Annotated in this window: 21 protein-coding genes and 1 pseudogene; 12 read left to right on the top strand and 10 right to left on the bottom strand. The window is 74.5% G+C overall.

Going from position 1 to position 23,335, the window contains the following annotated elements; genetic code table 11:
• Window positions 1-32 precede the first annotated feature (32 nt).
• Window positions 33-986, bottom strand: coding sequence for a helix-turn-helix transcriptional regulator (locus tag ACYF6T_RS26495; protein ID WP_461699463.1), 954 nt, complete (start codon window positions 984-986; stop codon window positions 33-35).
• Between the two features lie 250 nt (window positions 987-1,236).
• On the opposite strand from ACYF6T_RS26495, the gene ACYF6T_RS26500 reads away from it, so the two are divergent.
• A complete protein-coding gene (locus ACYF6T_RS26500) occupies window positions 1,237-1,692 on the top strand; it encodes an ANTAR domain-containing protein (protein WP_461699464.1) in 456 nt (151 codons plus the stop codon).
• A gap of 39 nt (window positions 1,693-1,731) precedes the next feature.
• On the opposite strand, the gene ACYF6T_RS26505 is transcribed toward ACYF6T_RS26500, so the two are convergent.
• On the bottom strand, window positions 1,732-2,862 hold the full coding sequence (locus ACYF6T_RS26505) for an amidohydrolase (RefSeq protein WP_461699604.1): 1,131 nt from the start codon (window positions 2,860-2,862) through the stop codon (window positions 1,732-1,734).
• Window positions 2,863-3,077: 215 nt separating this feature from the next.
• Here ACYF6T_RS26505 and ACYF6T_RS26510 point away from each other — a divergent pair, with 215 nt between their 5' ends.
• The 3 genes from ACYF6T_RS26510 to ACYF6T_RS26520 are packed head-to-tail and all read left to right on the top strand — an operon-like array spanning window position 3,078 to window position 4,573.
• Window positions 3,078-3,542 carry a DUF2243 domain-containing protein gene (locus ACYF6T_RS26510; protein ID WP_461699465.1) on the top strand — a complete coding sequence of 155 codons (465 nt, stop codon included), beginning with the start codon at window positions 3,078-3,080 and terminating at the stop codon, window positions 3,540-3,542.
• 33 nt (window positions 3,543-3,575) lie between these two features.
• A complete protein-coding gene (locus ACYF6T_RS26515) occupies window positions 3,576-4,427 on the top strand; it encodes a cytochrome c oxidase assembly protein (RefSeq protein WP_461699466.1) in 852 nt (283 codons plus the stop codon).
• 5 nt (window positions 4,428-4,432) lie between these two features.
• Window positions 4,433-4,573, top strand: a complete 141-nt coding sequence (locus ACYF6T_RS26520) for a hypothetical protein (RefSeq protein WP_461699467.1) — start codon at window positions 4,433-4,435, stop codon at window positions 4,571-4,573.
• Between the two features lie 20 nt (window positions 4,574-4,593).
• Here the strand turns inward: ACYF6T_RS26520 and ACYF6T_RS26525 are convergent, their stop codons facing one another.
• The gene (locus tag ACYF6T_RS26525) at window positions 4,594-5,484 is read right to left on the bottom strand and encodes an RNA polymerase sigma-70 factor (RefSeq protein ID WP_461699468.1); all 891 of its coding nucleotides are present in this window, start codon (window positions 5,482-5,484) and stop codon (window positions 4,594-4,596) included.
• A gap of 112 nt (window positions 5,485-5,596) precedes the next feature.
• Here ACYF6T_RS26525 and ACYF6T_RS26530 point away from each other — a divergent pair, with 112 nt between their 5' ends.
• Both ACYF6T_RS26530 and ACYF6T_RS26535 read left to right on the top strand, forming a co-directional pair.
• The gene (locus ACYF6T_RS26530; RefSeq protein ID WP_461699469.1) at window positions 5,597-6,250 is read left to right on the top strand and encodes an NADPH-dependent F420 reductase; all 654 of its coding nucleotides are present in this window, start codon (window positions 5,597-5,599) and stop codon (window positions 6,248-6,250) included.
• Window positions 6,251-6,354: 104 nt separating this feature from the next.
• A complete protein-coding gene (locus ACYF6T_RS26535) occupies window positions 6,355-7,185 on the top strand; it encodes an alpha/beta fold hydrolase (RefSeq protein WP_461699471.1) in 831 nt (276 codons plus the stop codon).
• A gap of 84 nt (window positions 7,186-7,269) precedes the next feature.
• Here ACYF6T_RS26535 and ACYF6T_RS26540 read toward each other — a convergent pair.
• Window positions 7,270-8,109: pseudogene (locus ACYF6T_RS26540) on the bottom strand (EamA family transporter); the annotation flags it as partial.
• On the opposite strand from ACYF6T_RS26540, the gene pdxR reads away from it, so the two are divergent.
• The 3 genes from pdxR (at window position 8,100) to ACYF6T_RS26555 (ending at window position 12,972) form a co-directional block, all read left to right on the top strand.
• Window positions 8,100-9,587 (top strand): MocR-like pyridoxine biosynthesis transcription factor PdxR, encoded by a 1,488-nt coding sequence (pdxR, locus tag ACYF6T_RS26545; protein WP_461699472.1) that lies wholly within the window; start codon window positions 8,100-8,102, stop codon window positions 9,585-9,587. The pseudogene ACYF6T_RS26540 and the gene pdxR sit on opposite strands and share 10 nt — an antisense overlap.
• A gap of 426 nt (window positions 9,588-10,013) precedes the next feature.
• Complete coding sequence (locus tag ACYF6T_RS26550; protein ID WP_461699473.1) at window positions 10,014-11,597, top strand: alkaline phosphatase D family protein; 1,584 nt, start codon at window positions 10,014-10,016, stop codon at window positions 11,595-11,597.
• A 127-nt stretch (window positions 11,598-11,724) separates the two neighbouring features.
• Entirely contained in the window at window positions 11,725-12,972 is a 1,248-nt protein-coding gene (locus tag ACYF6T_RS26555; protein WP_461699474.1) for a GNAT family N-acetyltransferase, read from the top strand.
• Here the strand turns inward: ACYF6T_RS26555 and ACYF6T_RS26560 are convergent.
• Complete coding sequence (locus ACYF6T_RS26560; protein WP_461699475.1) at window positions 12,870-14,078, bottom strand: trans-sulfuration enzyme family protein; 1,209 nt, start codon at window positions 14,076-14,078, stop codon at window positions 12,870-12,872. The genes ACYF6T_RS26555 and ACYF6T_RS26560 overlap by 103 nt on opposite strands.
• Window positions 14,079-14,138: 60 nt before the next feature.
• Between ACYF6T_RS26560 and ACYF6T_RS26565 the strand changes: the two genes are divergently transcribed.
• Together ACYF6T_RS26565 and ACYF6T_RS26570 are read left to right on the top strand one after the other, a co-directional pair.
• Window positions 14,139-14,630, top strand: coding sequence for an Lrp/AsnC family transcriptional regulator (locus tag ACYF6T_RS26565; RefSeq protein ID WP_461699476.1), 492 nt, complete (start codon window positions 14,139-14,141; stop codon window positions 14,628-14,630).
• A gap of 33 nt (window positions 14,631-14,663) precedes the next feature.
• A complete protein-coding gene (locus ACYF6T_RS26570) occupies window positions 14,664-16,352 on the top strand; it encodes a DUF885 domain-containing protein (protein ID WP_461699478.1) in 1,689 nt (562 codons plus the stop codon).
• Here ACYF6T_RS26570 and ACYF6T_RS26575 read toward each other — a convergent pair whose 3' ends face one another.
• The 3 genes from ACYF6T_RS26575 to ACYF6T_RS26585 form a co-directional block, all read right to left on the bottom strand.
• Window positions 16,353-17,183 carry an SDR family oxidoreductase gene (locus ACYF6T_RS26575; protein ID WP_461699479.1) on the bottom strand — a complete coding sequence of 277 codons (831 nt, stop codon included), beginning with the start codon at window positions 17,181-17,183 and terminating at the stop codon, window positions 16,353-16,355.
• Window positions 17,184-17,292: 109 nt separating this feature from the next.
• On the bottom strand, window positions 17,293-17,802 hold the full coding sequence (locus ACYF6T_RS26580; protein WP_461699481.1) for an immunity 21 family protein: 510 nt from the start codon (window positions 17,800-17,802) through the stop codon (window positions 17,293-17,295).
• Between the two features lie 46 nt (window positions 17,803-17,848).
• The gene (locus ACYF6T_RS26585) at window positions 17,849-18,325 is read right to left on the bottom strand and encodes a rhodanese-like domain-containing protein (RefSeq protein WP_461699482.1); all 477 of its coding nucleotides are present in this window, start codon (window positions 18,323-18,325) and stop codon (window positions 17,849-17,851) included.
• Window positions 18,326-18,419: 94 nt separating this feature from the next.
• On the opposite strand from ACYF6T_RS26585, the gene ACYF6T_RS26590 reads away from it, so the two are divergent.
• Window positions 18,420-18,866, top strand: a complete 447-nt coding sequence (locus ACYF6T_RS26590; RefSeq protein WP_461699484.1) for an Lrp/AsnC family transcriptional regulator — start codon at window positions 18,420-18,422, stop codon at window positions 18,864-18,866.
• Here the strand turns inward: ACYF6T_RS26590 and ACYF6T_RS26595 are convergent.
• Both ACYF6T_RS26595 and ACYF6T_RS26600 read right to left on the bottom strand, forming a co-directional pair.
• Entirely contained in the window at window positions 18,860-22,147 is a 3,288-nt protein-coding gene (locus ACYF6T_RS26595; protein ID WP_461699485.1) for an AAA family ATPase, read from the bottom strand. The two genes, ACYF6T_RS26590 and ACYF6T_RS26595, sit on opposite strands and share 7 nt — an antisense overlap.
• Entirely contained in the window at window positions 22,144-23,307 is a 1,164-nt protein-coding gene (locus ACYF6T_RS26600) for an exonuclease SbcCD subunit D (protein ID WP_461699486.1), read from the bottom strand. Before ACYF6T_RS26600 ends, ACYF6T_RS26595 begins: the two co-directional genes overlap by 4 nt.
• Window positions 23,308-23,335 lie beyond the last annotated feature (28 nt).

Here is a 23,335-nt window from a genome sequence, read left to right on the forward strand (position 1 = left end):
CGAACCGTTCGCGCGGGGCCCGGCCGGCGGTGTCAGGAACCGTGCAGGGTGCGGTGCGGCGAGCGGCCGTAGGAGCTGCGGTAGAGCGCGGCGAAGCGGCCGGGGTGGTGGAAGCCCCAGCGCGCCGCGATCCCGGTGACCGTGGCGCCGTCGCCCGGGTCGGCGGCGGCCAGGTCCTGGTGGGCGTGGGAGAGCCGCACGGTGCGCAGGTGGGCGAGCGGTGTGGTGTCGAGGTGCCGGCGGAAGGCGTACTGCAGGGCCCGGACCGTGACATGGGCCGCGGCGGCGATGTCGGCGACGGTGAGGGGCTGGTCGGCGTGGTCCTCGATGTAGGCCAGCGCCCGGCGCAGCACGGCCGGGTGGCCGTCGTGGCGGTCGGCCGCCGTGGGCTCGGTGAGCGCGGTGTTGGGGAAGGTGCCCAGGACGACGGCGGCCAGGTGCTGCGCGGCGGTGGCGGCGACCAGCGGCTGCTCGGCGAGGTCCGGCACGGCCAGGACGTGATCGCGCAGGTAGCCGATCGTGTCGCGCAGCCGCTGCCCCGCGGCGCCGGAGTGCGGCCGGTGCCCGGTGAGGCGGACCGGCCGGGATCCGGGCGCCGGCCCGGCGACCTGGGCCAGCAGGTCGGGGTCCAGCATGGTGATGTTGTAGCGGGCGGCGCAGATGCGGCCCGCGTACGGCAGTTCCGGAGGCGCGAAGGACACCACGTCACCGGGGCCGAAGGAGTCCTCCACCCCCTGGTACCTGTGGTCCTGGATGGTGCCCTCGTGCACCAGGCACAGGCAGATCCGGCCGAGCGGCGTGACCGCGTAGCTCATCGAGAAGTCCAGGTCGAGTTCGTCGACGCTGAAGGAGTCGGTGGCGGTGCGGTCGATGTGCGCCCGGCTGGTCCCGGCGCTGTCGTTGCCGATGCGCATCCTGGCGTAGGCGCGGCTGAGGAATGCCTCCGTGCGGCCGAGATCGTCGCTGTCGAAGGTGAGCGTGTGCAAGGCTGCGCCGTCCCCTCGGCTGGAACCGGTTACTCCTGAAGGCTACGTCGCTCGTGGAGCGGACAGCACGACCCGGCCCCCGGCGGGCCGGGCGGGAACTCTTCGTTTTCCGGACCGTCGCCGGCGAAGTGTTCGCTTCACGGCTCGCGGTCACGGTGCGCGAGGGTGCACGGTGGCCAGAGCGGAGCGGCGCCGTCAGCTGGGAACGTCACAGCGCGCCGAGCCGGGAAAGCGGGCAGGTCAGGCGCGGATGACGGAACAGCACGAACCCCTCGGCGAGCTGGCCGCCCTGCGGCGGGAAGTCGAGCAGCTACGCCGTGCCCTCGGTTCACACGCGGCCATAGACCAGGCGATCGGCGCGCTCAGGGTGCTGTACGGGCTCGGGCCCGAGGATGGCTGGAACGTGCTCCAGCATGTCTCCCAGCACACCAACACCAAGCTGCGCCGCGTCGCGGAGCAGGTCCTCCGCTGGGTCGACCACGGGGAGCTGCCGGCCGAGACGAGCCTCGCCCTGCACAGGGCGCTGGTCGACACCCGGCGCGCCCGCCTGACCCTGGGGGTCGACTCGTGCGACCACGGCCGGACCTGGCCGTCCGCGCCGCCGTCCGCGCCGCCGTCGGCGCGGGTCACCACCGCGGGGGCGGTCACCTGCGGGAGTGCCGCGAGCCGCAACGGCGGCGGCGACGCGCACGGCCAGGGCGGCTAGGACGACCGCCGTACCCGGACGGCCCCGCGCGGTGGGCCGTCAGCGTCCGACCGCGACCCCGCCGTGCGCCCGCCACGCCCCCTCCCGCAGCTCCGCGTCGCCCAGCACGTCGACGGCCGTGCACGCCAGCGCCTCCGTGACCGCCGTGAGGACCCGGCGCGCCCGGGGAGAGGCCGCCGCGACGGCGAACTCGGGCGTGTGGTCGGAGCCGTCCTCGTCCATGATCGCGACGAAGGGGTGGATGGCCGGGACGCGGGCACTGACGTTGCCGATGTCGGACGATCCCAGGTACACGCCGGGTACGGGCGGCGTGAGGCGGATGCCGGCGCGGGTGAGGTGGGCGGCGAAGCGGTCGGAGAGGGCCGCGCTGTCGCGGAAGTGCTCGTAGCGGACGGTGGCCCGTTCGACGGTGACGGTGGTCCCGGTGGCCTGGGCCACGCCCCGCGCGCACGTGCCCAGCCGCTCGGCCAGGTCGTCGAGTTCCGCGGTGGTGGCCGCGCGCAGGCCGAACAGGCCCTCGGCGTACTCGGGGACGATGTTCGTGGCCTTGCCGCCGTGGGTGACGATGCCCTGGATGTGCGAGGCCTCGGGCAGCCGGCGGCCGAGCGCCGACAGCACGTTGAACAGCTCGACCAGCGCCGCGAGCGCGTCGATGCCCTCGGTGGGGTTGCCCGTCGGATGGGCGGCCCGCCCGTGGAAGCCGACCCGGTACTGCTCCTGCGCCGTCAGCGGAGCCCGCGCCCAGTCGTACACGCCGGGGTGGAACATGAGCGCCGCGTCGACGTCGTCGAAGACGCCCGCCTCGACTTCCAGGGCCTTGCCGCCCCCGCCCTCCTCGGCTGGGGTGCCCACCGCCAGCACCGAGCCCGTGTCGCCGCCGTCGCCGTCCAGCGCGGCGCGGGCGGCGAGGGCGGCGCCCAGGCCGGCCGCGGCGATCAGGTTGTGCCCGCAGGCGTGCCCGAGTCCGGGCAGGGCGTCGTACTCCAGCAGCAGCGCCACCGCGGGCCGCCGCGTGCTCGAGCGCGCAACGAACGCCGTCGGCATGCCCGCCACGCCCTCGCGGACCTCGAATCCCGCCCGGCGCAGCTCCCCCGTCAGCAGCGCGGCGGCCCGCTGCTCGGCGAAGGCGTACTCGGGGTGGGCGTGCAGCTGCGAGGCGACCTCCCACATGGCCTCGGCCCGTTCGGCGACTTCCGCGCGGATGCGCCGGTGGACGGCGTCGGAGATGCGGGACAACACGGCCTCCTCGGTGGGTGACGAGCCTGTTCCTCTCCGCCTCCGGGTTTCACGGCACGCGCGACCGACACCGCCCACCGCCCTGTTACGCGGTGCGGGCCACGGGTACCCGGCGGCGGCCCGCCCCGCTCCGGCCCCGAAGGAGGCTCATGGCCTTCGCTTTCCCGGACCGACGGACGCGCAGTCGTGCCCTGGTCGGCGGGCTGCTGACCGGGATCGGTATCGCCGCGTTCGTCGACGAGACCGTCTTCCACCAGTTGCTGCACTGGCATCACTTCTACGACAGGTCGACGCCTGAGGCGGGTCTCGTCTCCGACGGCCTCTTCCACGCCGGGGGCTGGCTGGCGATCGTGGCGGGGCTCTTCCTGTACGCCGACCTGCGCCGCCGGGGCGGCCCACCGCGCCCGGTGTGGTGGGCCGGGGTGTGTCTGGGGCTCGGCGGGTTCCAGCTGTACGACGGGACGGTCCAGCACAAGCTGCTGCGGCTGCACCAGATCCGTTACCACGTCGACCCCGCTCCCTACGACTGGACGTGGAACGTGATCGCCGTGCTGTTCCTGCTGGCGGGCGCGCTGCTGTGGTGGCGGTCGCGGGCGGCCGGACGCGCCGGCTGACGGACGCGTGCGGGCCGTTCGAGCGGGGTGCCCATGGTGACGACCGACGTGCTGCCGGGACTGTGCCTCCTCGCCGGCGTCCTCTACACCGCCGGGGCCGGCCGGCTGCGGCGGCGCGGGGACCGGTGGGCGCGCGGCCGGGACGCGGCGATGTGGCTGGGCGCGGCGACGCTCACCGCGGCGGTCGCCGCTCCGTGGGAGGCGTGGCTGCCGCCGTTCACCGGGCACATGGCCACGCACCTGGCGGCGGGCATGGCCGCTCCCCTGCTCGTCGTGCTCGCCCGGCCCGTCACGCTCGCCCTGCGCGCACTGCCGGTGCCGGCGCGGCGGACGCTGCTGTCGCTGACCCGGTCACGTCCGGTGACGCTGCTGGTGTGGCCGCCGGTCGCCGCGCTCGTGGACGTCGGCGGGATGTGGCTGCTGTACCGGGCGCCCCTGCCTCCGGCCGTGCACCACAGCCCCTTGCCGACCGTGCACCTCTTCGCCGCCGGCACCCTGTTCACGTTCTCCGTCCTCGCCCTCGACCCCGTCCGGCACCGGGCCGGGCTCGCCCTGCGGTCCGGCGTCCTGTTCGCCGCCGCCGCGGCGCACACCGTCCTCGCCCGGAGCCTGTGGCGGGCGGGCCCGCCCGGACTGGCGTACACCCCGGCCGACCTGCACCAGGCGTCACACCTCATGTACTACGGCGGGGACGTGGTGGAGGTGGCGCTGGCCGTGGTGGTCGCCACTCAGTGGTACCGGGCGCAGGGCCGGGCGCTCGCACGGGCTTCCGCCGCGCCCCCGGCCGGGGGCGGCACCGTGTCAGCGGGCCCGCGACGGGTACCCGGCCCGTCCATCGGCGGTATCCGAAACGCACCCGGCGGGCCCGCCCGCCGGCAGGAGTGACCAGCATGAGCGAGCACACCCCGTCCCAGGCCGAAGGCGAACCGGAGAACGACGACAGCCGGAACACCTCCGAGCACCCCGCTCCCGACCACCCGACGCCCTCCCAGGCCGAGGGCGACCGCGACGACGAGACCGACGGCGACTGAGACCGGTACGGGATCCGGCGTCACGCCTCGGGGATCTCCAGGGACCGCAGCTTGTCGGGGTTGCGGATGATGTACACCGCCTGGATCCGCCCCTCGAAGACGTCCAGTTGGAAGACGCTGTCGGGCTTGCCCGCCGACAGGGCCACGAGCGCGGGGCCGCCGTTGAGCTCCATGAAGCGGAAGGACGGGTCCGGGATGCCCTTCCGAGCGGCTCCGACGAGGAAGCGGCCCACGTGGTCGGCGCTCTCCAGCACCCGCAGCGGCGCCCGCGACTTGCCGCCGCTGTCGCCGACCAGGCGCACGTCCGGCGCGAGCAGCGACATCAGGCCGTCCAGGTCGCCCTCCTCCGCGGCGGCCAGGAACCGCTCGGTGAGGTCCCGGCGCACGGCGGGGTCGACCTCGTAACGCGGCCGGCGCTCCTCGACGTGCTTGCGCGCCCGCCCGGACAGCTGCCGTACCGCCGCCTCCCCGCGGTCGAGCATGGCCGCGATCTCCGCGTACGGGTAGCCGAACGCCTCCCGCAGCACGAACACCGCCCGCTCCAGCGGGGACAGCGACTCCAGGACGACCAGGACGGCCAGCGAGACGGAGTCGGCGAGCACGGCCTGCTCGGCCGCGTCCGGGACGGTGTCCCCGAAGTCGGTGACGTACGGCTCCGGCAGCCACGGACCGACGTAGGTCTCGCCGCGTGCCTTGACCTGGCGCAGCCGGTCGATGGCCAGCCGGGTGGTGACGCGCACCAGGTAGCCGCGCGGTTCGCGCACCTCGCTGCGGGCGGCGCGCGACCAGCGCAGCCACGCCTCCTGCACCACGTCCTCCGCGTCGGCCACCCGGCCGAGCATGCGGTAGGCGACGCCCAGCAGCATGGGGCGGTGTTCTTCGAAGACGTCGGTCTCGATGTCGGTCGTCACCTCTCCATCCCATGCGACACATCCGGCCGTGTCCAGGAAAAATCCGCGTGTCCCGGAGCAGAATGGCCCACGGTCCGCCGGTGGTCGGCGGTCCGGACACGGGGAGGTGGCCATGCGGTACGCGGTTCTGGGCACGGGCGTGGTGGGCCGTACGCTCGGCGGCAAGCTGGTGGAAATCGGCCACGAGGTGACGCTCGGCTCGCGCGGCAAGGACAACCCGGCCGCCCTGGAGTGGGCGCGCGAGGCCGGTATCGGGGCGCGGGCGGGCACCTTCGCGGAGGCGGCCGCGGCGGCGGAGGTCGTGATCAGCGCCGTCGGCGGCCGGGTGACCCTGGCCGCGCTGGAGGCGGCCGGGGCGGAGAACCTCGACGGGAAGATCCTCGTGGACGTCTCCAACCCCCTGGCGTTCGAGGACGGGCAGGTCCGCCTCGACCCCGTCGAGTCGGACAGCGTGGGCGAGCAGGTGCAGCGGGCGTTCCCGGGGGCGCGTGTCGTCAAGACCCTCAACACCGTCAACTGCGAGGTGATGGTGCGGCCCTCGCTGGTGCCGGGCGAGCACCACATCTTCGTGTGCGGGGAGGACGCGTCGGCCAAGGAGCAGGTCACCGAGCTGCTCGGCGAGTTCGGCTGGCCCGCGCACCGGGTGCTCGACCTGGGCGGCATCGCCGCGTCCCGCAACGTGGAGATGTTCCTGCCGCTGTGGCTGAACCTGATGCAGCGGCTCGGGCACGCGCACTTCAACCTGGAGATCCGCGCGGGAGGTTGAGTCCGCCCTGGGGCTACCCGTCGGTAGTAATTGCTGACAAGCTGTCTACGGCGTCCGTGTGCGACCGAGTCGACCATCAGCGATCCCAGCCGAGGAGCAGCCCCATGTCCGCCACCGTCTCCTTCGAGGTGCCATCCCCGCGTGGCCCGCGGCCCGTGACCGTCTCGTACGCGCGCGTGGGCCGCGGGGAACCGCTGCTCCTGCTGCACGGCATCGGCCACCACCGGCAGGCCTGGGACCCGGTGGTGGACATCCTCGCCACCGAGCGGGACGTCATCGCCGTGGACCTGCCCGGCTTCGGCGCCTCCCCGGGGCTGCCGGAGGGGCTCGCGTACGACCTGGCGACGACCTCGGCCGTCTTCCGCGCGTTCTGCGAGGCGATGGAGCTCCAGCGGCCGCACGTGGCGGGCAACTCGCTCGGCGGGCTGATCGCGCTGGAGCTCGGGCGCGAGAAGCTCGTCCGGTCGGTCACCGCCCTGTCCCCGGCCGGGTTCTGGTCGGAGCCCGAACGGCGCTACGCCTTCGGCGTCCTGCTCGCCATGCGCCGGATAGCACAGCGGCTGCCGCTGCCCCTGGTGGAAGGGCTGTCGCGCTCGGCGGCCGGCCGCACCATGCTGACGAGCACCATCTACGCCCGCCCGGGCCGCCGTTCACCCGAGGCCGTGGTCGCCGAGACCCTGGCGCTGGCGCGGGCCACCGGCTTCGACGACACCCTCCGCGCGGGCGGGTCCGTCCTGTTCCGGGACGACCTGCCCGGGGTGCCGGTCACCGTCGCCTGGGGCACCCGGGACATGCTCCTGGTGCGGCGGCAGGGGGTGCGGGCCAAGCAGATCATCCCGCGGGCCCGGCTGGTGCGGCTGCCCGGCTGCGGGCACTGCCCGATGAACGACGACCCGGCCCTGGTCGCCCGCGTCATCCTCGACGGCAGCCGCTGACCCGGCGAACGCGCCCGAGCCGAGCCCGACCCCGGCGCCGACCAGGGCGCTGCCGACGGCCTGCGCGGTGCCGTAGGAGCCCGTGCCGACCAGCGGCGCGGTGCACGCGGCGGCGACCGGGATGAGGCCGGAGAACAGGGTGGCGCGCTCGGCGCCGATGCGCTGCATGCCCATGTACCAGCACACGAACCCGACGACGGTGACCACCGCCGCCTGCCACAGCAGCGCGGCGGCCTCGGTCGCGTCGGGGCGGCGCAGCCACGCCGTGCCGTCCACGACCGCGCCGGCGACGGCGGCCTCGACCGCCGCGACGCCGCACACCGTGGCGGACAGCAGCCGGGGGCCCAGCGGGCGCAGCACGGGCACGGCGAGGACGGCGAAACCGACCTCACCGGCCAGCGCGCACACGGAGAACGCCAGACCCCGGGCGTCGGTGCGTCCCCACCCCTGGACGGTGAACGCGCCGGCGGCGACCAGCAACGCCCCGTACAGCACGAGCCGTTGGGGCCGGCGGCCCTCGCTCAGCGGTACGGCGACGGCGACGACCACGGGCGCGCAGCCCACGAAGACGCCGGGAACCGCCGGTTCGGCGGTGCGCTCGGCGGCCAGGACGGCGAGGTTGAAGCCGACCATGCCGACGGCGGCCAGCAGCGTCAGGCGCGCCCACTGCCGGGGCACGAGCGCCCGCAGCCGGGCCGGGGCGCCGGTGCCGGCCAGCGGCAGCAGGAGCAGGCAGGCCAGGCCGTAGCGCAGGAACTGGCCGCCCGCATACGGGTAGTGGCCGAGCAGGCTGTTGGCGGTGAAGGACCCTCCGACGAGGACACAGGCGAGGGCGGCCAGGAGGGCGCCGCGGGTGGTGGGGTGCATGACGGTGACGCTAGGGAGGGCGGCGGCCCGGTTTAAGGTCCATTTCCATGACCTCATCGGGGACCAATCGGGACGGTGCCGAGTCTGCTTCTGCCACTCCCGCACCGACCGGTCCGGAGCCTTCGCGGGCGGCCACCCCCGCCTGGGAACTGCTCCTGCCGGCGGCTTCCGCTCCGGCACGCACGCGGGGGCGATCGCTTCAGGCCGCGTTGCGGGAGGCGGTACGGTCGGGGCGGCTCGCGCCGGGGACGCGGTTGCCGTCGAGCCGGGACCTCGCCGCCGACCTCGGCGTGTCGCGGGGGCTGGTCACCGAGGCGTACGAGCAGCTCACGGCGGAGGGGTATCTGCGCAGCGGGCGGGGCGCGGGCACCTGGGTGGGCGGCGCCGTGCGGACCGCTCGCCCACGCGCGCGTGATCTCGCCCCCCGCTCCCCCGGCACGTCGGCCGACTTCGTCCCGGGCACGCCGGACCTGTCGCTGTTCCCGCGGGCCGCGTGGGCCGCGGCGCAGCGCGGGGTGCTGGCCGAGCTGCCGCACCAGGACCTCGGCTATCCCGACCCGCGCGGTCTGCCCCGACTGCGCACGGCGCTCGCCGAGTTGCTGGCCCGGCGCCGGGGTGTGGTCGCGGACCCGGAGCGGATCGTCGTCGTCTCCGGAGTCGCGCAGGCGACGACGCTCCTCGGATTCGTGCTGCACGCGCGCGGGTTGCGCACCGTCGGTGTCGAGAACCCCGGCAGCCCCCAGCACGAGGCCCTCTACGCCTCGGCCGGCGTGGCCACCGTGCCGCTGCCGCTGGACGAGGAGGGGCTCGCCGTCGGCCCGCTGCGACGCTCGGGTGCACGGGCCGTGGTGACGACGCCGTCGCACCAGTTCCCCACCGGCATCGCCTACTCCGCGCGCCGCCGGGCCGAACTCCTCGACTGGGCGCGGTCGGTGGACGGGCTGGTGCTGGAGGACGACTACGACGGCGACTTCCGCTACGACCGCGCCCCGGTCGGCGCGTTGCAGGGCCTCGACCCCGACCACGTGGCCTACACGGGCTCGGTCAGCAAGTCCCTGGCCCCGGGCCTGCGGCTCGGCTGGCTCCTCGTGCCCGAGTCGCTCGCGGACGACGTCGTCGAGCGCAAGCGGACCATGGACCTCGGCCATCCCACCCTCGACCAGGCGCTGTTCGCCCGATTCGTCGAGCGCGGCGACTACGACCGCCAGCTGCGCCGCTGCCAGCGTGCCTACCGCGAACGCCGGGACGCCCTCGTCGCCGCCCTCGCGGAGCACTTCCCCGGCGCGGAGGTGACCGGCATCGCGGCGGGACTGCACGTCATCGTGCGGCTGCCCGAACGGTACGGGCCCCGGGAACGGTTCCTCGAACGGGTGACCGCGGCCGGGGTGGCCGTCCGCGCGCTGGCGGACTACGCACACGGAGGGGAAGGCGACGACGGGGCCGACGGCGTACGGCTGGTGCTCGGCTACGCGCACCAGTCACCCGCACGCATCAGATCCGGCACAGCGCTGATGGCCCGCGCCGCCGAGGGATGACCGCGCACCGCACGAGACGACGACCCGACGGCAGCCGCATGCCCACGGACCGCACAGGACGACGGCCCGGTGGCAGCCGTATGACCGCGGAGGGCACCGCCGGCCACCCCGCCAACCACCGCAGCCCACGGACCGCACAACCGACGCCCCGATGCCAGCCGCACGTCCGGACCTCACTGCCGACCACCCCGACAACCACCGCATGCCCGAAGGCCGCACCGCCGGCCACCCCGCCAACCGGCAGATGGCCTGGAGGCGGCCGGTGAGTGGCTGGTTTCTTGCGGTGGGCGGAGCAGGTGTGGTGCGTGTCCGTTTCCCTGGCCGCGCGGCCAGTTGTTCACTTGTGGTTTCCGTGTGCGCTGCGGCGCACCAGTAGTTGTGGCATCGCACCGCACACCGGCCGGAACCCGTCCTGGAGGCGCATCCATGTCACACCGTCCGTTCCCCGGCCGCCGCAGCGTTCTGCGCGGCTCCCTCGCCGCGTCGGCGGCCCTGACCCTGCCCACCTCGCTCGGCGCGGCACCGGCGTTCGCCCTGTCGGGACGGCCCAACGCGAACTGGGGCGTGCAGGCGGGCGACGTGACCGCCGACTCGGGCCTGGTGTGGGTGCGTTCGGACCGTCCGGCCCGGATGATCGTCGAGACCTCGGCGACGGAGTCGTTCCGCAACCCGCGCAGATGGCACGGCCCGCTGCTCGGCGCCGACTCGGACTTCACCGGCACCACCCGGCTGCACGGGCTGCCCTCGGGCGAGCAGATCCACTACCGTGTGCTGCTCGCCGACCCCGACGACCCGCGCCGCACCGGCCAACCCGTCACGGGCGCCTTCCGCACCGCCTCCGCCCGCCGGCGCCAGGGCGTGCGGTTCGTGTGGTCCGGCGATCTGGCCGGGCAGGGCTGGGGCATCAACGAGTCGATCGGCGGCTACCGCATCTTCGACGCCATGGCCAGGCTGGACCCGGACTTCTTCCTGTGCAGCGGCGACAACATCTACGCCGACGGCGTCATCGCGGCGACGCAGGCGCTGCCCGACGGCAGCCTGTACCGCAACGTCACCACCGAGGAGAAGTCGCACGTCGCCGTCACCCTGGACGACTTCCGCGGCAACTTCCGCTACAACCTGCTGGACGAGGCGCTGCGCCGGTTCAACGCCCAGGTGCCGAACGTCATCCAGTGGGACGACCACGAGGTCCGCAACAACTGGTACCCGGGCGAGGTCGTCGGCACCGGCACCGCCTACCCGGCCGGCACCAGGCTGGACGACCTCGCGCTGCGCTCGCGCCGGGCCTTCTCCGAGTACTTCCCCATCTCCACGATCAGCGGCCGCCCCGACGGCCGGATCTACCGCGTCCACCGCCACGGCCCGCTGCTCGACGTGTTCGTGCTGGACATGCGGACGTACCGCAACGCCAACTCGCCCGACGACCAGACGACCGACCCGCAGGGCATCCTCGGCGCCGAGCAGTTGGAGTGGCTCAAGCGCGAGCTGTCCCGGTCGCGTGCGGTGTGGAAGGTCATCGCCGCCGACATGCCGCTCGGGCTCGTCGTGCCGGACGGGGTCGAGGGCAAGGCGAACTTCGAGGCCGTCGCGCAGGGCGACCCCGGCGCGCCGCTCGGCCGGGAGCTGCAGATCGCGGAGCTGCTGCGGTTCGTCAAGCACCGCAGGATCACCGGCACGGTGTGGCTGACGGCCGACGTCCACCACACCTCGGCCCAGCACTACGACCCGTCGCGGGCCGCGTTCAAGGACTTCGAGCCGTTCTGGGAGTTCGTCTCCGGGCCCCTCAACGCGGGCGCGTTCCCCGCCAGCGCGCTCGACGGCACGTTCGGTCCGGACCGCGTGTTCGTCAAGGCGCCGACCGCCTCGAACGTGTCGCCGGCCGAGGGCTACCAGTTCTTCGGCGAGGTCGACATCGACGGCGACAGCGGCGAACTGACGGTGCGGCTGCGGGAGTACGACGGGACGGTGCTGTTCACCCAGGTGCTCCAGCCGGGGCGCGTGGGGCAGTGACGACACCGCCGCGGCCGGACGCGGTGGTTGAACGACAAAACAGACATAAGCACGCTTTACTCGTCAGTCACACTACGTTCGTGATCACGCAACACCGTTCCTTCACAGTGGTTGCATGAGTCGAGACATGTCTGATGTGACGCGTGCGAAGAACAAGGTCGCCGGCCTGCTGTCGTCGTGGTGGCCACGCCGCCACGGTCACGCCCCGCCGGCGGGTGATACCGGCGCCCGGCCGCTGCCCTCCGCGCAGCCGGCCGGGCCGTCCGCGCCGCAGAGCACCCTGTGGCGGATGCGGACGACGGTGAGGGACGAACCGGGGTCGCTGGCCGCGCTGTGCACCGCCCTCGCCGGGCTGCGGGTGGACATCCTGAGCCTGCAGACGCATCCGCTGGCCGAGGGCACGGTGGACGAGTTCCTGCTGCGCGCCCCCGGCGACCTGACGGCCACCGAGCTGACCGAGGTCGTCCGCGAGGCCGGCGGCGTCGACACCTGGCTGGAGCGGGCCGACGCCCACGACCTGGTGGACGCGCCGACCCGGGTGCTGGGACTGGCCGCCCGTACGGCCCTGGACGCCGCCGAACTGCCCTTGGCGCTGCGGCAGTTGCTGGGCCGCTGCACCATCCGCCAGCAGCCCGCCGCGCCGGTCCGCGCGGGCCGGCCGCCGCAGGGCGTGCCGGTGGAGGGCGTGCTGGAGGACACCGTGATGCGGCTGCGGGCCCCGGAAGGCGGAGTGATCAGCGTGGAGCGGCCGTATCTGCCGTTCACCCCGACCGAGTTCGCCCGGGCGCGGGCCCTGGTGGAGTTGGACGCGCGGCTCGGGCCCCGGGTGCCGCGCGGCCAGGATGTGTGCACGCTGCCCGAGGGCAACGAGATCACCGTACGGCGGGCCGACACGCGGGATCTGGAGGCCGCGAAGGAGATGCACGAGCGGTGCTCCGCGCGGACGCTCTCGCTGCGGTACCACGGGCCCGTGGGGGACGCCGACCGCTATCTGAACCACCTACTCAGCCCGCGCTTCGGCCGCACCCTCGCCGTGCAGAGCGCCTCGGGACGCATCGTCGGGCTCGGCCACCTGCTGTGGGACGGGGACGAGACCGAGGTCGCGCTGCTGGTCGAGGACAAGTGGCAAGGGCGCGGTGTCGGCGGGGAGTTGCTGCGCCGGCTGGTGGGGATGGCGGTGGAGGCCGGGTGCGCGAGCGTGTACGCCGTGACCCAGGCCTCCAATACGGGGATGGTCGCCGCGATGCGGGGGCTGGGGCTTCCCCTCGACTATCAGGTCGAGGAGGGGACCTTGGTGATCACGGCGCGGCTGGACGTGGATGCGGCGCTGGTGCGGGCCGCGAACGCGGAGGCGCCACGGGGACCCAGCGCCTGATCGAGATCCGACCAGAGGTCCGCCACGTCCTCCAGACCCACCGACAGCCGCAGCAGGTTGTCGCTCACGCCCGCGCCCCGTCTGTCGTCCGCGTCCACGATGCGGTGGCTGATGGAGGCGGGGTGCTGGATGAGGGTGTCGACGCTGCCGAGGCTGACCGCCGGGGTGATCAGGCGGACGGAGGCGATCACCTCGTGCGGGTCGGTGGTCGTCTCGAAGGCGATCATCGCGCCGCCGATCCGGGGGTAGTGGACGCGGGTGACGCGCGGGTCGGCGGCCAGGCGGCGGGCGAGTTCCGCGGCGGTCGCGGAGGCCGCGCGGACCCGGACCGGGAGGGTCGACAGGCCGCGCAGCAGCAGATAGCCGGCGAGCGGGTGCAGGACGCCGCCCGTGGCGAAGCGGATCTGGCGCAGGCGGCCCGCGAACTCCTCGTCGCACGCCACCACCCCGGCCAGCACGTCGCCGTGTCCGCCGAGGTACTTGGTGGCGCTGTGCAGGACCAGCCGGGCGCCCTGTGCGGCGGGGCGCTGCAGGACCGGCGTGGCGAAGGTGTTGTCCACGAGCAGCGGGACCGAGCCGCAGGCGTGGGCCACCGCGCGCAGGTCCACCTCGGCCAGCGTGGGGTTGGCCGGGGACTCGACCAGCACCAGGCCGGTGTCCGGGCGCAGGGCGTCCGCGATGCCGGCCGGGTCGGTCCAGGTGACCTCGGAGCCCAGCAGGCCGGCGGTCAGCAGGTGGTCGCTGCACCCGTACAGCGGGCGTACGGCCACCACGTGGCGCAGGCCCGTGGAGGCCCGGGCCAGCAGGACGGCGGTCAGCGCGGCCATGCCGCTGGCGAAGGCGACCGCGGCCTCGGTGCCTTCGAGACGGGCCAGGGCGGTCTCGAAGCGGGCGACGGTCGGGTTGCCGAGGCGGCCGTAGACGGGCGGGCCCTCGGGGTCGGCTCCGGTGGTGGCGAAGGCGTCGATGCGGGCGGCTTCGCCGCGGCTGTCGTACGAGGGGTAGGTCGTCGACAGGTCGATGGGCGGGGCGTGCAGTCCCTGCCGGGCGAGGTCGTCGCGGCCGGCGTGGACGGCCTCGGTGGCCAGTGCTCTCGTGGAGTCCATGACAGGAAGGGTGAACATCGGGCGGGGTGCGGGCGCGGAACTCCGTGTTACGTTCGGGCGATGGCCGCATCCGTCGTACTCGATCCGGTCGATCTGCAGCTGCTGCGGCTGCTGCAGAACGACGCCCGGACCACGTACCGCGATCTCGCCGCGCAGGTGGGGGTCGCCGCGTCGACGTGTCTGGACCGGGTGACCCGGCTGCGCCGGGCGGGTGTGATCCTCGGTCATCAGCTGCGGCTCGATCCGGCCAAGCTGGGGCGCGGTCTGGAGGCGCTGCTGTCGGTGCAGGTCAGGCCGCACCGACGGGAGCTGGTGGGGCCGTTCGTGGAGCGGATCCGGGCGTTGCCGGAGTCGCGGACGGTGTTTCATCTGACCGGGCCGGACGACTATCTGGTGCATGTCGCGGTCGCCGACATGGCGGATCTGCAGCGGCTGGTGCTGGACGAGTTCACGGCGCGGGGTGAAGTGGCCCGGGTGGAGACCCGGTTGATCTTCCAGCAGTGGGACTGCGGGCCGCTGCTGCCGCCTACGCCCTCGGCTCAATCGGGGTGACGTGCGGCGGACCGTCGTACGAGGATGGACCGCATGTCACAGACCAACAGCCCGCTGCCCCGTCAGGTCGCCGACACCTACGTCGACGAGCTCATCGCCCTCGATCCGATCACCGGCACCTTCCTCGGCGTGAAGGAGAGTTCGAGCCGTCTGCCCGACACCTCACCGGCCGGCGACGAGGCCGTCGCCCGGCTCCAGCGAGACACCCTCGCCAAGCTCGACGAGGCCGAGCGGCAGCCCGGCGCGGACAGTGACATCGAGCGCCGGTGCGCGCGCCTGCTGCGCGAGCGGCTCACCGCCTCCCTCGCCGTGCACGAGGCGGACGAGTCCCTGCGCGGGGTCAGCAACCTCAGCTCGGTCGCGCACGCGGTGCGCCAGGTGTTCACCGTGACGCCGACCGCCACCGAGGAGGACTGGGCGGCGGTCGCCGAGCGCCTGCGCGCGGTGCCGGCCGCGCTGGAGGGCTACCGGCAGTCCCTCGAACTCGGCCTGGAGCGCAAGCTGTACGCCGGCCCGCGGGCCACCGCCACCTTCGTCGGACAGCTCGGCGAGTGGGCCGACACGGGTGCCGGCAAGGGCTGGTTCGAGCAGTTCGCCGCCGCCGGCCCCGAGGTGCTGCGCTCCGACCTGGACGCGGCGGGCCGTGCGGCCACCGAGGCCGTGGTGGCGCTGCGCGACTGGATGCGGGACGTGTACGCGCCGGCCGTCGAGGGCGCGCCGGACGTGGTCGGCCGCGAGCGGTACGCCCGCTGGGTGCGCTACTTCAACGGCACCGACCTCGACCTGGACGAGGCGTACGCGTACGGCTGGTCCGAATACCACCGTCTGCTGGGCGAGATGAAGGCCGAGGCGGAGAAGATCCTGCCCGGCGCGGCCACCCCGTGGGTGGCGCTGGCGCACCTGGACGAGCACGGCGCCCGTATCGAGGGCGTCGACGAGGTGCAGCGCTGGCTGCAGTCCCTCATGGACGAGGCCATCGAGAAGCTGGACGGCACCCACTTCGACCTGGCCGAGCGGGTGCGCCGGGTCGAGGCCCGGATCGCGCCGCCCGGCAGCGCGGCGGCACCGTACTACACGCCCCCGTCGGACGACTTCTCGCGGCCGGGCTGCACCTGGCTGCCGACCATGGGCCAGACCAGCTTCCCGGTCTACGACCTGGTCTCCACCTGGTACCACGAGGGCGTGCCCGGCCACCACCTGCAACTGGCGCAGTGGAAGCACGTCGCCGGCGACCTCTCCCGCTACCAGGCGAGCGTCGGCATGGTCAGCGCCAACGCCGAGGGCTGGGCGCTGTACGCGGAGCGGCTGATGGACGAACTGGGCTTCCTCACGGACCCGGAGCGGCGGCTGGGGTACCTGGACGCGCAGATGATGCGGGCCGCGCGCGTGATCATCGACATCGGCATGCACCTGGAGCTGACGATCCCGGACGACTCCCCCTTCCATCCCGGGGAGCGCTGGACGCCGGCGCTGGCGCAGGAGTTCTTCGGCTCGCACAGCAGCCGTCCCGCGGACTTCGTGGAGAGCGAGCTGACCCGCTATCTGTCCATGCCGGGCCAGGCCATCGGCTACAAGCTGGGCGAACGGGCCTGGCTGCTGGGCCGGGAGAAGGCGCGCGAGCGGCACGGCGCCGCCTTCGACCCCAAGGCCTGGCACATGGCGGCGCTGTCACAGGGCTCGCTGGGCCTGGACGACCTGGTGGACGAGCTGTCGGCGCTGTGATCAGCGCCGGAAGCCACCCTCGGAGTCGATGACCTGGCCGGTGATCCAGCCCGCCTCGTCCGTGGCCAGCCACGCGATGAGGCGGGCCGGGTCGTCCGGCATGCCCCAGCGGCCGGCCGGGAAGCGGGCGGCGATCGCGTCGTAGACCTCCCCGGTGGCGTAATCCGTGTCCACGGGACCGGGGTTGACGGTGTTGACGGTGATCTCCCGCTCGGCGAGCGCCGTCGACAGGGAGCGGGTGATCGAGGCGAGGGCGCCCTTCTGGAGGGCGTACGCGATCTCGCCCGGCATACCGCCGGCGATGTCCTGGCCGGAGGTCATCATCATCACGCGCCCGCCTGGCCGCCGCGGGCGCGTGCGCGTGTACGCCTGCACCAGCAGCAGCACCGAGCGGGTGTCCACGGCCCAGTGCGCGTCCAGCATCGACGCGTCGATCGCGTCGAGGGTGCCGTCACTGCCGCTGAGGGCGTGGTTGGCGACGAGGATGTCCAGGGCGCCGAACTCCCGTACGACGGTGTCGATCAGCCGGGCGGGCTCGTCGGGGTCGCCGAGGTCGCCGGGGCCCGCGACGACCCGGGCCGCGGGGTCGCCCAGCGCCTCGCGAACGGACGCGGTCACCTCCTCGGGGCGGTCGGCGCCCCAGGGCATGGCGGCGTCGTGCGGCACGTGCTGGTGCAGGTAGACGCTCGCTCCGTACGCGGCCAGGCGCCGGGCCACGGCGTGTCCGATGCCGGCGCGTCTGCTGGCGCCGGTGACCAGGGCGGTGCGGCCGCGCAGGGGCAGGGGGTCGCGGCGGAGGGCTTCGGGGCCGGGGTGGGGTAGGCGGGGCACGGGTGACCATGGTGGCCGGGGAGCGCCGTGGCCGCACGTGAATATCGGCGGGCGCCCGACGCACCGAGTCGGCGGCGGGTGCTGCGGCCGCGGCCGAACGGTCCGCGGTTCACAGCCGTCGCAGGTGTACGAGGCCCAGCCACATCTCCGGTCCCGGCTGGACGTTGGCCGCGCGCACCGCGTAGTGGCCGGGGTCGAGGGCGACGCGCAGGCGGTCGGTGCGGTCGGTCTCGGTGCCGGGCCAGGCCGAGTCGAACAGGACGACGGGGCCGGGCACGTGCCAGTTCACCTCGCCCTCCCAGTCGGCGGCGGCCAGGGCGGCGGGGACCTCGGCGAGGAGTTCGTCCTCGGAGTTCGCGGCGCACCACCGGACGAAGGCGGTGTGCTCGGGCAGGTAGGACGTGGAGGCCGGTTCGTCGCCCAGGACGAGGGCCGCGCAGTCGCCGACCGGGAGGAGGCCGACGCTGCCGTCGACCTCACAGGCCCGGTCGTAGTCGGAGGCGGTCTCGTCGCCGTCGGCGCCCGCCCAGAACGGCAGCACCGTCTCCGGTACCGCTATCAGCGGGCCGCCGCCCGACTCGACCCACTCCACCGCACCGCGTTCCGCGTATCGCACCATGGCGCAGAACCGTACTGCACAGGGGTCGCCCAAGGTCCACCGCGTGTCAGCAGCCGCAGTCCGCCGCGTCCACCGGCGCCGTCAGCGGGTCGGGCGCGCGGCGCTCCCGGCCCTGCCAGGTCTCGAACGCGAAGCCCTCGCGCGCCCAGTACTCGAAGCCGCCGAGCAACTCCTTGACCTGGTAGCCCAGTTCGGCGAGGGCGAGCGCGGCCCGGGTGGCGCCGTTGCAGCCGGGGCCCCAGCAGTACGTCACCACCGGCACGGCCTTGTCGAGGAGTTGGGCCGCCTGCTCGGGGATGAGCGCGGTCGGCAGGTGGAGGGCGCCGGGGATGTGCCCCTGGTCCCAGGACTCGGTGGAGCGGGAGTCGACGAGGACGAAGCCGGGGTCGCCGCCGGCCGCGAGCGCGGCGGCGACGTCGGAGACGTCGGCGTGGAAGGCGAGGCCGGCGCGGAAGTAGGCGGCGGCGTCGGCGGGGGCGGCCGGGGCGACGCGCAGGACGGGGTTCACGGTGGTGGTGGTCATGTCCGAGAATCTACGGCCGGGCCGTCGACGCCTGAAGGGGGATTCCACGGCCGTGCTCTTGATCCGCCGGGGATTCCCCTGCTATTTCTCGGGGATGACCGCGTATTCCCCGGACGCCACCGACTGGCGCATCCTCGACGTCCTCCAGCGCGAGGGCCGCGCCAGCTTCGCCGAGCTCGCCCGGGCCGTCTCGATGTCGGCCAGTGCCGTCACCGAGCGGGTCCGGCGGCTGGAGGAGGCGGGGGTCATCCAGGGGTACGCGGCGGTCGTCGACCCCGAGCGGCTCGGTCTGCCGATCCTGGCGTTCGTACGCCTGCGGTACCCGAACGGCAACTACAAGCCCTTCCACGACCTGGTGGCCGTCACCCCCGAGATCCTGGAGGCGCACCACGTGACGGGCGACGACTGCTTCGTCATCAAGGTCGCCGCCCGCTCGATGCGGCACCTGGAAGAGGTGTCCGGCAAGATCGGCGCGCTCGGGTCGGTGACCACGAGCGTGGTGTACTCCTCGCCGCTGCCCCGCCGGCCGCTGGGTCACTGACCGCGCCGGCGCAGCACCGACCCCGATCTGCCCTTGACGACCTCCAGTTGGGCGTGGACGCGCCGGCGCAGGTCGGGGACGTGGCTGACGATGCCCACGCTGCGGTCGCGTTCGCGCAGGGAGTCCAGGACGTCCAGGACCTCGTCCAGGGTCTGGTCGTCGAGGCTGCCGAAGCCCTCGTCGATGAAGAGGGTGTCGAGCCGGACGCCGCCCGCCTCGTCCGTGACGACGTCGGCGAGGCCCAGGGCGAGGGCGAGCGAGGCGAAGAAGGTCTCCCCGCCGGACAGGGTCGCCGTGTCGCGCTCGCGGCCGGTCCAGGCGTCGACGACGTGCAGGCCGAGTCCGCTGCGGCCGCGGCCGGAGCGGTCGTCGGAGTGGACCAGGGTGTAGCGGCCGGAGGACATGCGCTGCAGGCGGACGGTCGCGGCGGCGGCGACCTGTTCCAGCCGGGCGGCGAGCACGTACGACTCCAGGCGCATCCGGCGTTCGTTCTCCGCCGAGGTGCCCGCGGCGAGGGCGGCCAGGCGGGCCACCCGGTCGTACTGTTCGCGCAGCGGGCCGAGCCGGCGCACGGCCGCCGCCGACCGGGCGGAAAGACGGTCGAGTTCGGTGCAGCGCCGGGCGGCGGCGTCCCGCGCGGAGGCGGCCTCGCGCACGCGCCGGGCCGCCGCCGCGGCTGTCTGTTCGGCGGCGCCGACCTCGGCGGGAGGCTGCTGGGCGGCGGCCGCGGTGTCGGGTTCGGCGAGGATCGCGCGGACGGCGGCCTCCTCCGACTGCCAGGCGTCCAGGCGGTGCTGGAGTTCGCGGTGGGCGGCGGCGTCGAGGAGGGCGGCGGCCGCGGCCTGCGGGGTGTCGAAGCCGGCGCGGAAGGCGGCGTCGGCGAGGCGGGCGTCCGCTTCCTTGAGGCGCCGGGCGGTGTCCTCGGTGACGCGGGCGGCGTCGGCGGCGTCGGTGAGCAGGGCGACCTGCCGCTCCAGCTGCGCCGCCCGTGCGGCCACGCTGTCGGCGGTCCCGCGCGCCTGGGCCAACTCCCGCTCCAGGGCCGTTCGTTCGCGGTCGAGGGCGTCGCGGCGGGCGGTGCGCGAGGCGGCGCGTACGGCGGCCTCGCGCTGGGCGGCGGTGCGGCGCTCGTGCTCCTGCTCGGCCTGCCGCAGCTGCTCGTTGGCGGGGTGCAGGGCGGAGGCGGCGCTCCGGGCCCGCGTGTACTCCCGCTCCAGCTCCTCGGCCTGCCGCGCGAGTTCATCGGTGGGATGGTCGCCGGCCTCGCCCTGCGCGGCGGCCAGGGCACGCTGGACGACGCCCAGTCGCCGCTCGGCCTCGGCCCGCTGCTCCTCGGCCCGCTGGTAGGCGGCCAGCGCCCGCTCCTCGGTCTCCCGGCCGACGTGCCCGGCGTCCTTGCGGGCCGGTGCGGGGTGCTCGGTGGCGCCGCAGACCGCGCACGGCTCGCCGTCCGCGAGCTGCGCGGCGAGTTCGGCGGCGATGCCGTTCAGCCGCTGCTCCTTGACGTCCAGCCAGGCGGTGCGGGCGTCGAGGGCGCGTTGGGTGGCGAGGACGACCTGCTGGTGCGCGTCCTCGGTGTCCCGCGCGAACTGGTCGCGCTGCCGGGCCGCCGCGAGCCGCTTGCGCGCGGGGTCCCGCTGCACGGCCAGTTGCTCGGCCCGGGTGGCGGCCTCCTGGGCGGCCTCGATACGGCCGTGCAGCGCGGACCGGGTCTCCTCCCACCCCGCGAGCCACGCCTCGGCCTCCTGCAGCACGTCCTCGTCGGCCCGCTCCTGCCGGTCCAGCCCGTCCCGCTCGGCGACGACCTCCGCCAACCGCCGCTCGGCCCGCCGCGCCGCCTCCAGCCCACCCAGCTCCTCGGCCACCCGACGAGCAGCAGCAGCGAGCCCCACGGGACCGGCGTCGGCGAGGGGAGCGCGGGCGTGGGCGCCGGGCGCGCCGACGTCGACGGTGCGGGCGTCCGGCGCACCGGCGTGGAGGGTGCCGGTCCCGGGAGTGCCGACGGCGCCCGCTTCAGAGGTACCGGCATCCTCACCGCCGGCGCCCGAAATCCCGGCGCCCGAGGCTCCAGCACCGTCAATGCCGGCGCCCGGAACACCAGCACCGACGGCGCTGGTCTCCGAAGTGCCGGCGCCGCGGGCGTCGGTCTCGGGAGTGTCGGCGGCCCGCGTCTCCGTGTCGGACGCCGCGCTCCCCGCACGGAACCCCTCCGGGAAGACCTCCCGCAGCATCTCCCGTGCCCGGGCCTCCGTCCGGGACGCGCGGTGGTGGTCTTCCTGCGCCGCCTCGCGCAGCTCCAGCGCCGGTGCGACCGCTTCCGCCTTTCTCGCGCGGTCCATCCGGGCCTGTGCCTGCCGGTGGGCGTCGGCGTGCTGCTGCAGGCGCGCCGCACGTTCCCGGGCCTCCGCGAAACGCCGTTGCAGACGCGTCCGTTCGCGTACCTCGTCCAGGGCGCGCTCGGCGGCCGCCTGGGCGGACTCGGCGGCCAGCAGACGGCAGTGCGCGACCGTCAGCTGTTCACGCGCGGTGCTGCGGGCCACCGCGGCGGCGGTGAGGACCGCCTCGGCCAGCCCGGGGTCGCCCGGTTGCAGCGGCGGCAGCTCCATCGCGTCACCCGCGGCCTGCTGCATGCGGTGCGCGTCGGCCAGCAGCGCGGTGTCCCCGTCGCGCACCTGCGCCTCCGCGGCCCGCCGGCCCTCGGCGAGCCGCTTCTCGACCTCGGCGAAGCGGTGGGTGTCGAAGAGGCGGCCGAGCAGCCTGCCGCGCGCCTCGGCGTCGGCGCGCAGGAAGCGCGCGAAGTCGCCCTGGGGCAACAGCACGACCTGGCAGAACTGCTCGCGGCTCATGCCGAGCAGCTGGGTGATCTCCTCGCCGATCTCCTGGTGGGACCGGCTGAGGTCCTTCCAGGCGTGCTTCGCGGCGTCGTACTCGCGCAGCCCGCTCTGCGCCTTGTCGAGGGTCGTGCCCGATCCCCGCTTCTTGGGCCGCTCCCAGGGCGGCTGCCGGGTGACCTCCAACCGCCGTCCCGCCACGGTCAGTTCGAGCCGGACCTCGGTCCGCGTGCCACTCGCCGCGTGGTCGCTGCGCAGTCCCGTCCCCTGCCGGGCCCCGGGCACGGCGCCGTAGAGCGCGTAGCACACGGCGTCGAGGACCGACGTCTTGCCGGCGCCGGTCGGCCCGTGCAGCAGGAACAGTCCCGCCGCCGACAGCGCGTCGAAGTCGACGCTCTGCGAGCCGCCGAACGGCCCGAAGGCGGTGACGTCCAGCCGGTGCAGCCTCACCGTGCCACCTCCCGCGCGGCCTCGTCCGCGCGCACCGCGTCGAACGCGTCCCGCAGCACCGCCCGTTCACGCTCGTCGGGACCGGCGCCGCGCACATGGGCGACGAAGTCCTCGGCGATCTGCTGGTCGCTGCGGCCGGCGAGGCGGCGGGCGTAGGAGACGTCGGGGTCGTCCGGGGCCCGCTCGGGGTCGAAGAGCAGGCTCAGGGTGTGCGGGAAGCGCTCGGTGAGCCGGGCCATGGGGTCGGCCGGGCGGACGGCGTCGGTGAGCGTGGCCTCGACCCATGCCTCCTCGTGCCGGGCGAGGGCCGGGTCGGCGAGCAGGTCCTCCAGGGTGCCGCGGATCCGGGCCAGCGGGCGGGGCACCGGGCAGTCGACGCGCTCGGCGGTGACGGCGCCGTCGGCGTCCAGGTCGACGAGCCACATGGTCTTGCGGTGCTCGGTCTCCGAGAAGGAGTACGGCAGCGGGGAGCCGGAGTAGCGGACGCGCTCGGTGATGGTCTGGCAGCCGTGCAGGTGGCCGAGCGCCACGTAGTCGACGCCGTCGAAGACGCCGGCGGGGACGGCGGCCACCCCGCCGACGGTGATGTCCCGTTCGCTGTCGCTGGGTTCGCCGCCGCTGACGAAGGCGTGCGCCAGGACGACGGAGCGGGTGCCCGGCGCTCGGGTGGCGAGGTCGGCGCGGACGCGGTCCATGGCGGCGGCGAGCACGGCCTCGTGACCGGCCTTGTCGACGCCGAACTCGTCCTTGACGAGGGCCGGTTCGAGATACGGCAGCCCGTAGAAGGCGACGTCGCCGAACGCGTCCGTCAGCACCACCGGCGTCCCGCACGCCGACGGCTCGGTCCGCAGGTGGATGCCCGCGCGGTCGATGAGCCCGGCGCCGACGCCGAGCCGGCGGCCCGAGTCGTGGTTGCCGGAGATCATCACCGTCGGCACGCCGAGGCCGGCGAGGCGGTGCAGGGCGTCGTCGAACAGCTCGACGGCGGCGAGTGGCGGGACCGCGCGGTCGTACACGTCTCCCGACACGACCACCGCGTCCACGCCGCGCTCGCGCACGGTGGTGACGAGGTGGCCGATGAACTCGGCCTGGGCGCCGAGCATGCCGACCCGGTGGAACGCCCGGCCGAGGTGCCAGTCGGAAGTGTGCAGCAGTCTCATGATCCCCGAAGACTAACGGCCGGGTCTG

Source organism: Streptomyces sp. 7R007 (assembly GCF_054850255.1).

Bases quoted from the DNA above. Each gene is read 5' to 3' on its own strand.
- ACYF6T_RS26500 (WP_461699464.1), top strand. From the start codon at position 1,237: ATGACGGAACAGCACGAACCCCTCGGCGAGCTGGCCGCCCTGCGGCGG.
- ACYF6T_RS26505 (WP_461699604.1), bottom strand. From the start codon at position 2,862: ATGTGGGAGGTCGCCTCGCAGCTGCACGCCCACCCCGAGTACGCCTTC.
- ACYF6T_RS26510 (WP_461699465.1), top strand. From the start codon at position 3,078: ATGGCCTTCGCTTTCCCGGACCGACGGACGCGCAGTCGTGCCCTGGTC.
- ACYF6T_RS26515 (WP_461699466.1), top strand. From the start codon at position 3,576: ATGGTGACGACCGACGTGCTGCCGGGACTGTGCCTCCTCGCCGGCGTC.
- ACYF6T_RS26520 (WP_461699467.1), top strand. From the start codon at position 4,433: ATGAGCGAGCACACCCCGTCCCAGGCCGAAGGCGAACCGGAGAACGAC.
- ACYF6T_RS26530 (WP_461699469.1), top strand. From the start codon at position 5,597: ATGCGGTACGCGGTTCTGGGCACGGGCGTGGTGGGCCGTACGCTCGGC.
- ACYF6T_RS26535 (WP_461699471.1), top strand. From the start codon at position 6,355: ATGTCCGCCACCGTCTCCTTCGAGGTGCCATCCCCGCGTGGCCCGCGG.
- pdxR (WP_461699472.1), top strand. From the start codon at position 8,100: ATGACCTCATCGGGGACCAATCGGGACGGTGCCGAGTCTGCTTCTGCC.
- ACYF6T_RS26550 (WP_461699473.1), top strand. From the start codon at position 10,014: ATGTCACACCGTCCGTTCCCCGGCCGCCGCAGCGTTCTGCGCGGCTCC.
- ACYF6T_RS26555 (WP_461699474.1), top strand. From the start codon at position 11,725: ATGTCTGATGTGACGCGTGCGAAGAACAAGGTCGCCGGCCTGCTGTCG.
- ACYF6T_RS26560 (WP_461699475.1), bottom strand. From the start codon at position 14,078: ATGGACTCCACGAGAGCACTGGCCACCGAGGCCGTCCACGCCGGCCGC.
- ACYF6T_RS26565 (WP_461699476.1), top strand. From the start codon at position 14,139: ATGGCCGCATCCGTCGTACTCGATCCGGTCGATCTGCAGCTGCTGCGG.
- ACYF6T_RS26570 (WP_461699478.1), top strand. From the start codon at position 14,664: ATGTCACAGACCAACAGCCCGCTGCCCCGTCAGGTCGCCGACACCTAC.
- ACYF6T_RS26580 (WP_461699481.1), bottom strand. From the start codon at position 17,802: ATGGTGCGATACGCGGAACGCGGTGCGGTGGAGTGGGTCGAGTCGGGC.
- ACYF6T_RS26585 (WP_461699482.1), bottom strand. From the start codon at position 18,325: ATGACCACCACCACCGTGAACCCCGTCCTGCGCGTCGCCCCGGCCGCC.
- ACYF6T_RS26590 (WP_461699484.1), top strand. From the start codon at position 18,420: ATGACCGCGTATTCCCCGGACGCCACCGACTGGCGCATCCTCGACGTC.
- ACYF6T_RS26600 (WP_461699486.1), bottom strand. From the start codon at position 23,307: ATGAGACTGCTGCACACTTCCGACTGGCACCTCGGCCGGGCGTTCCAC.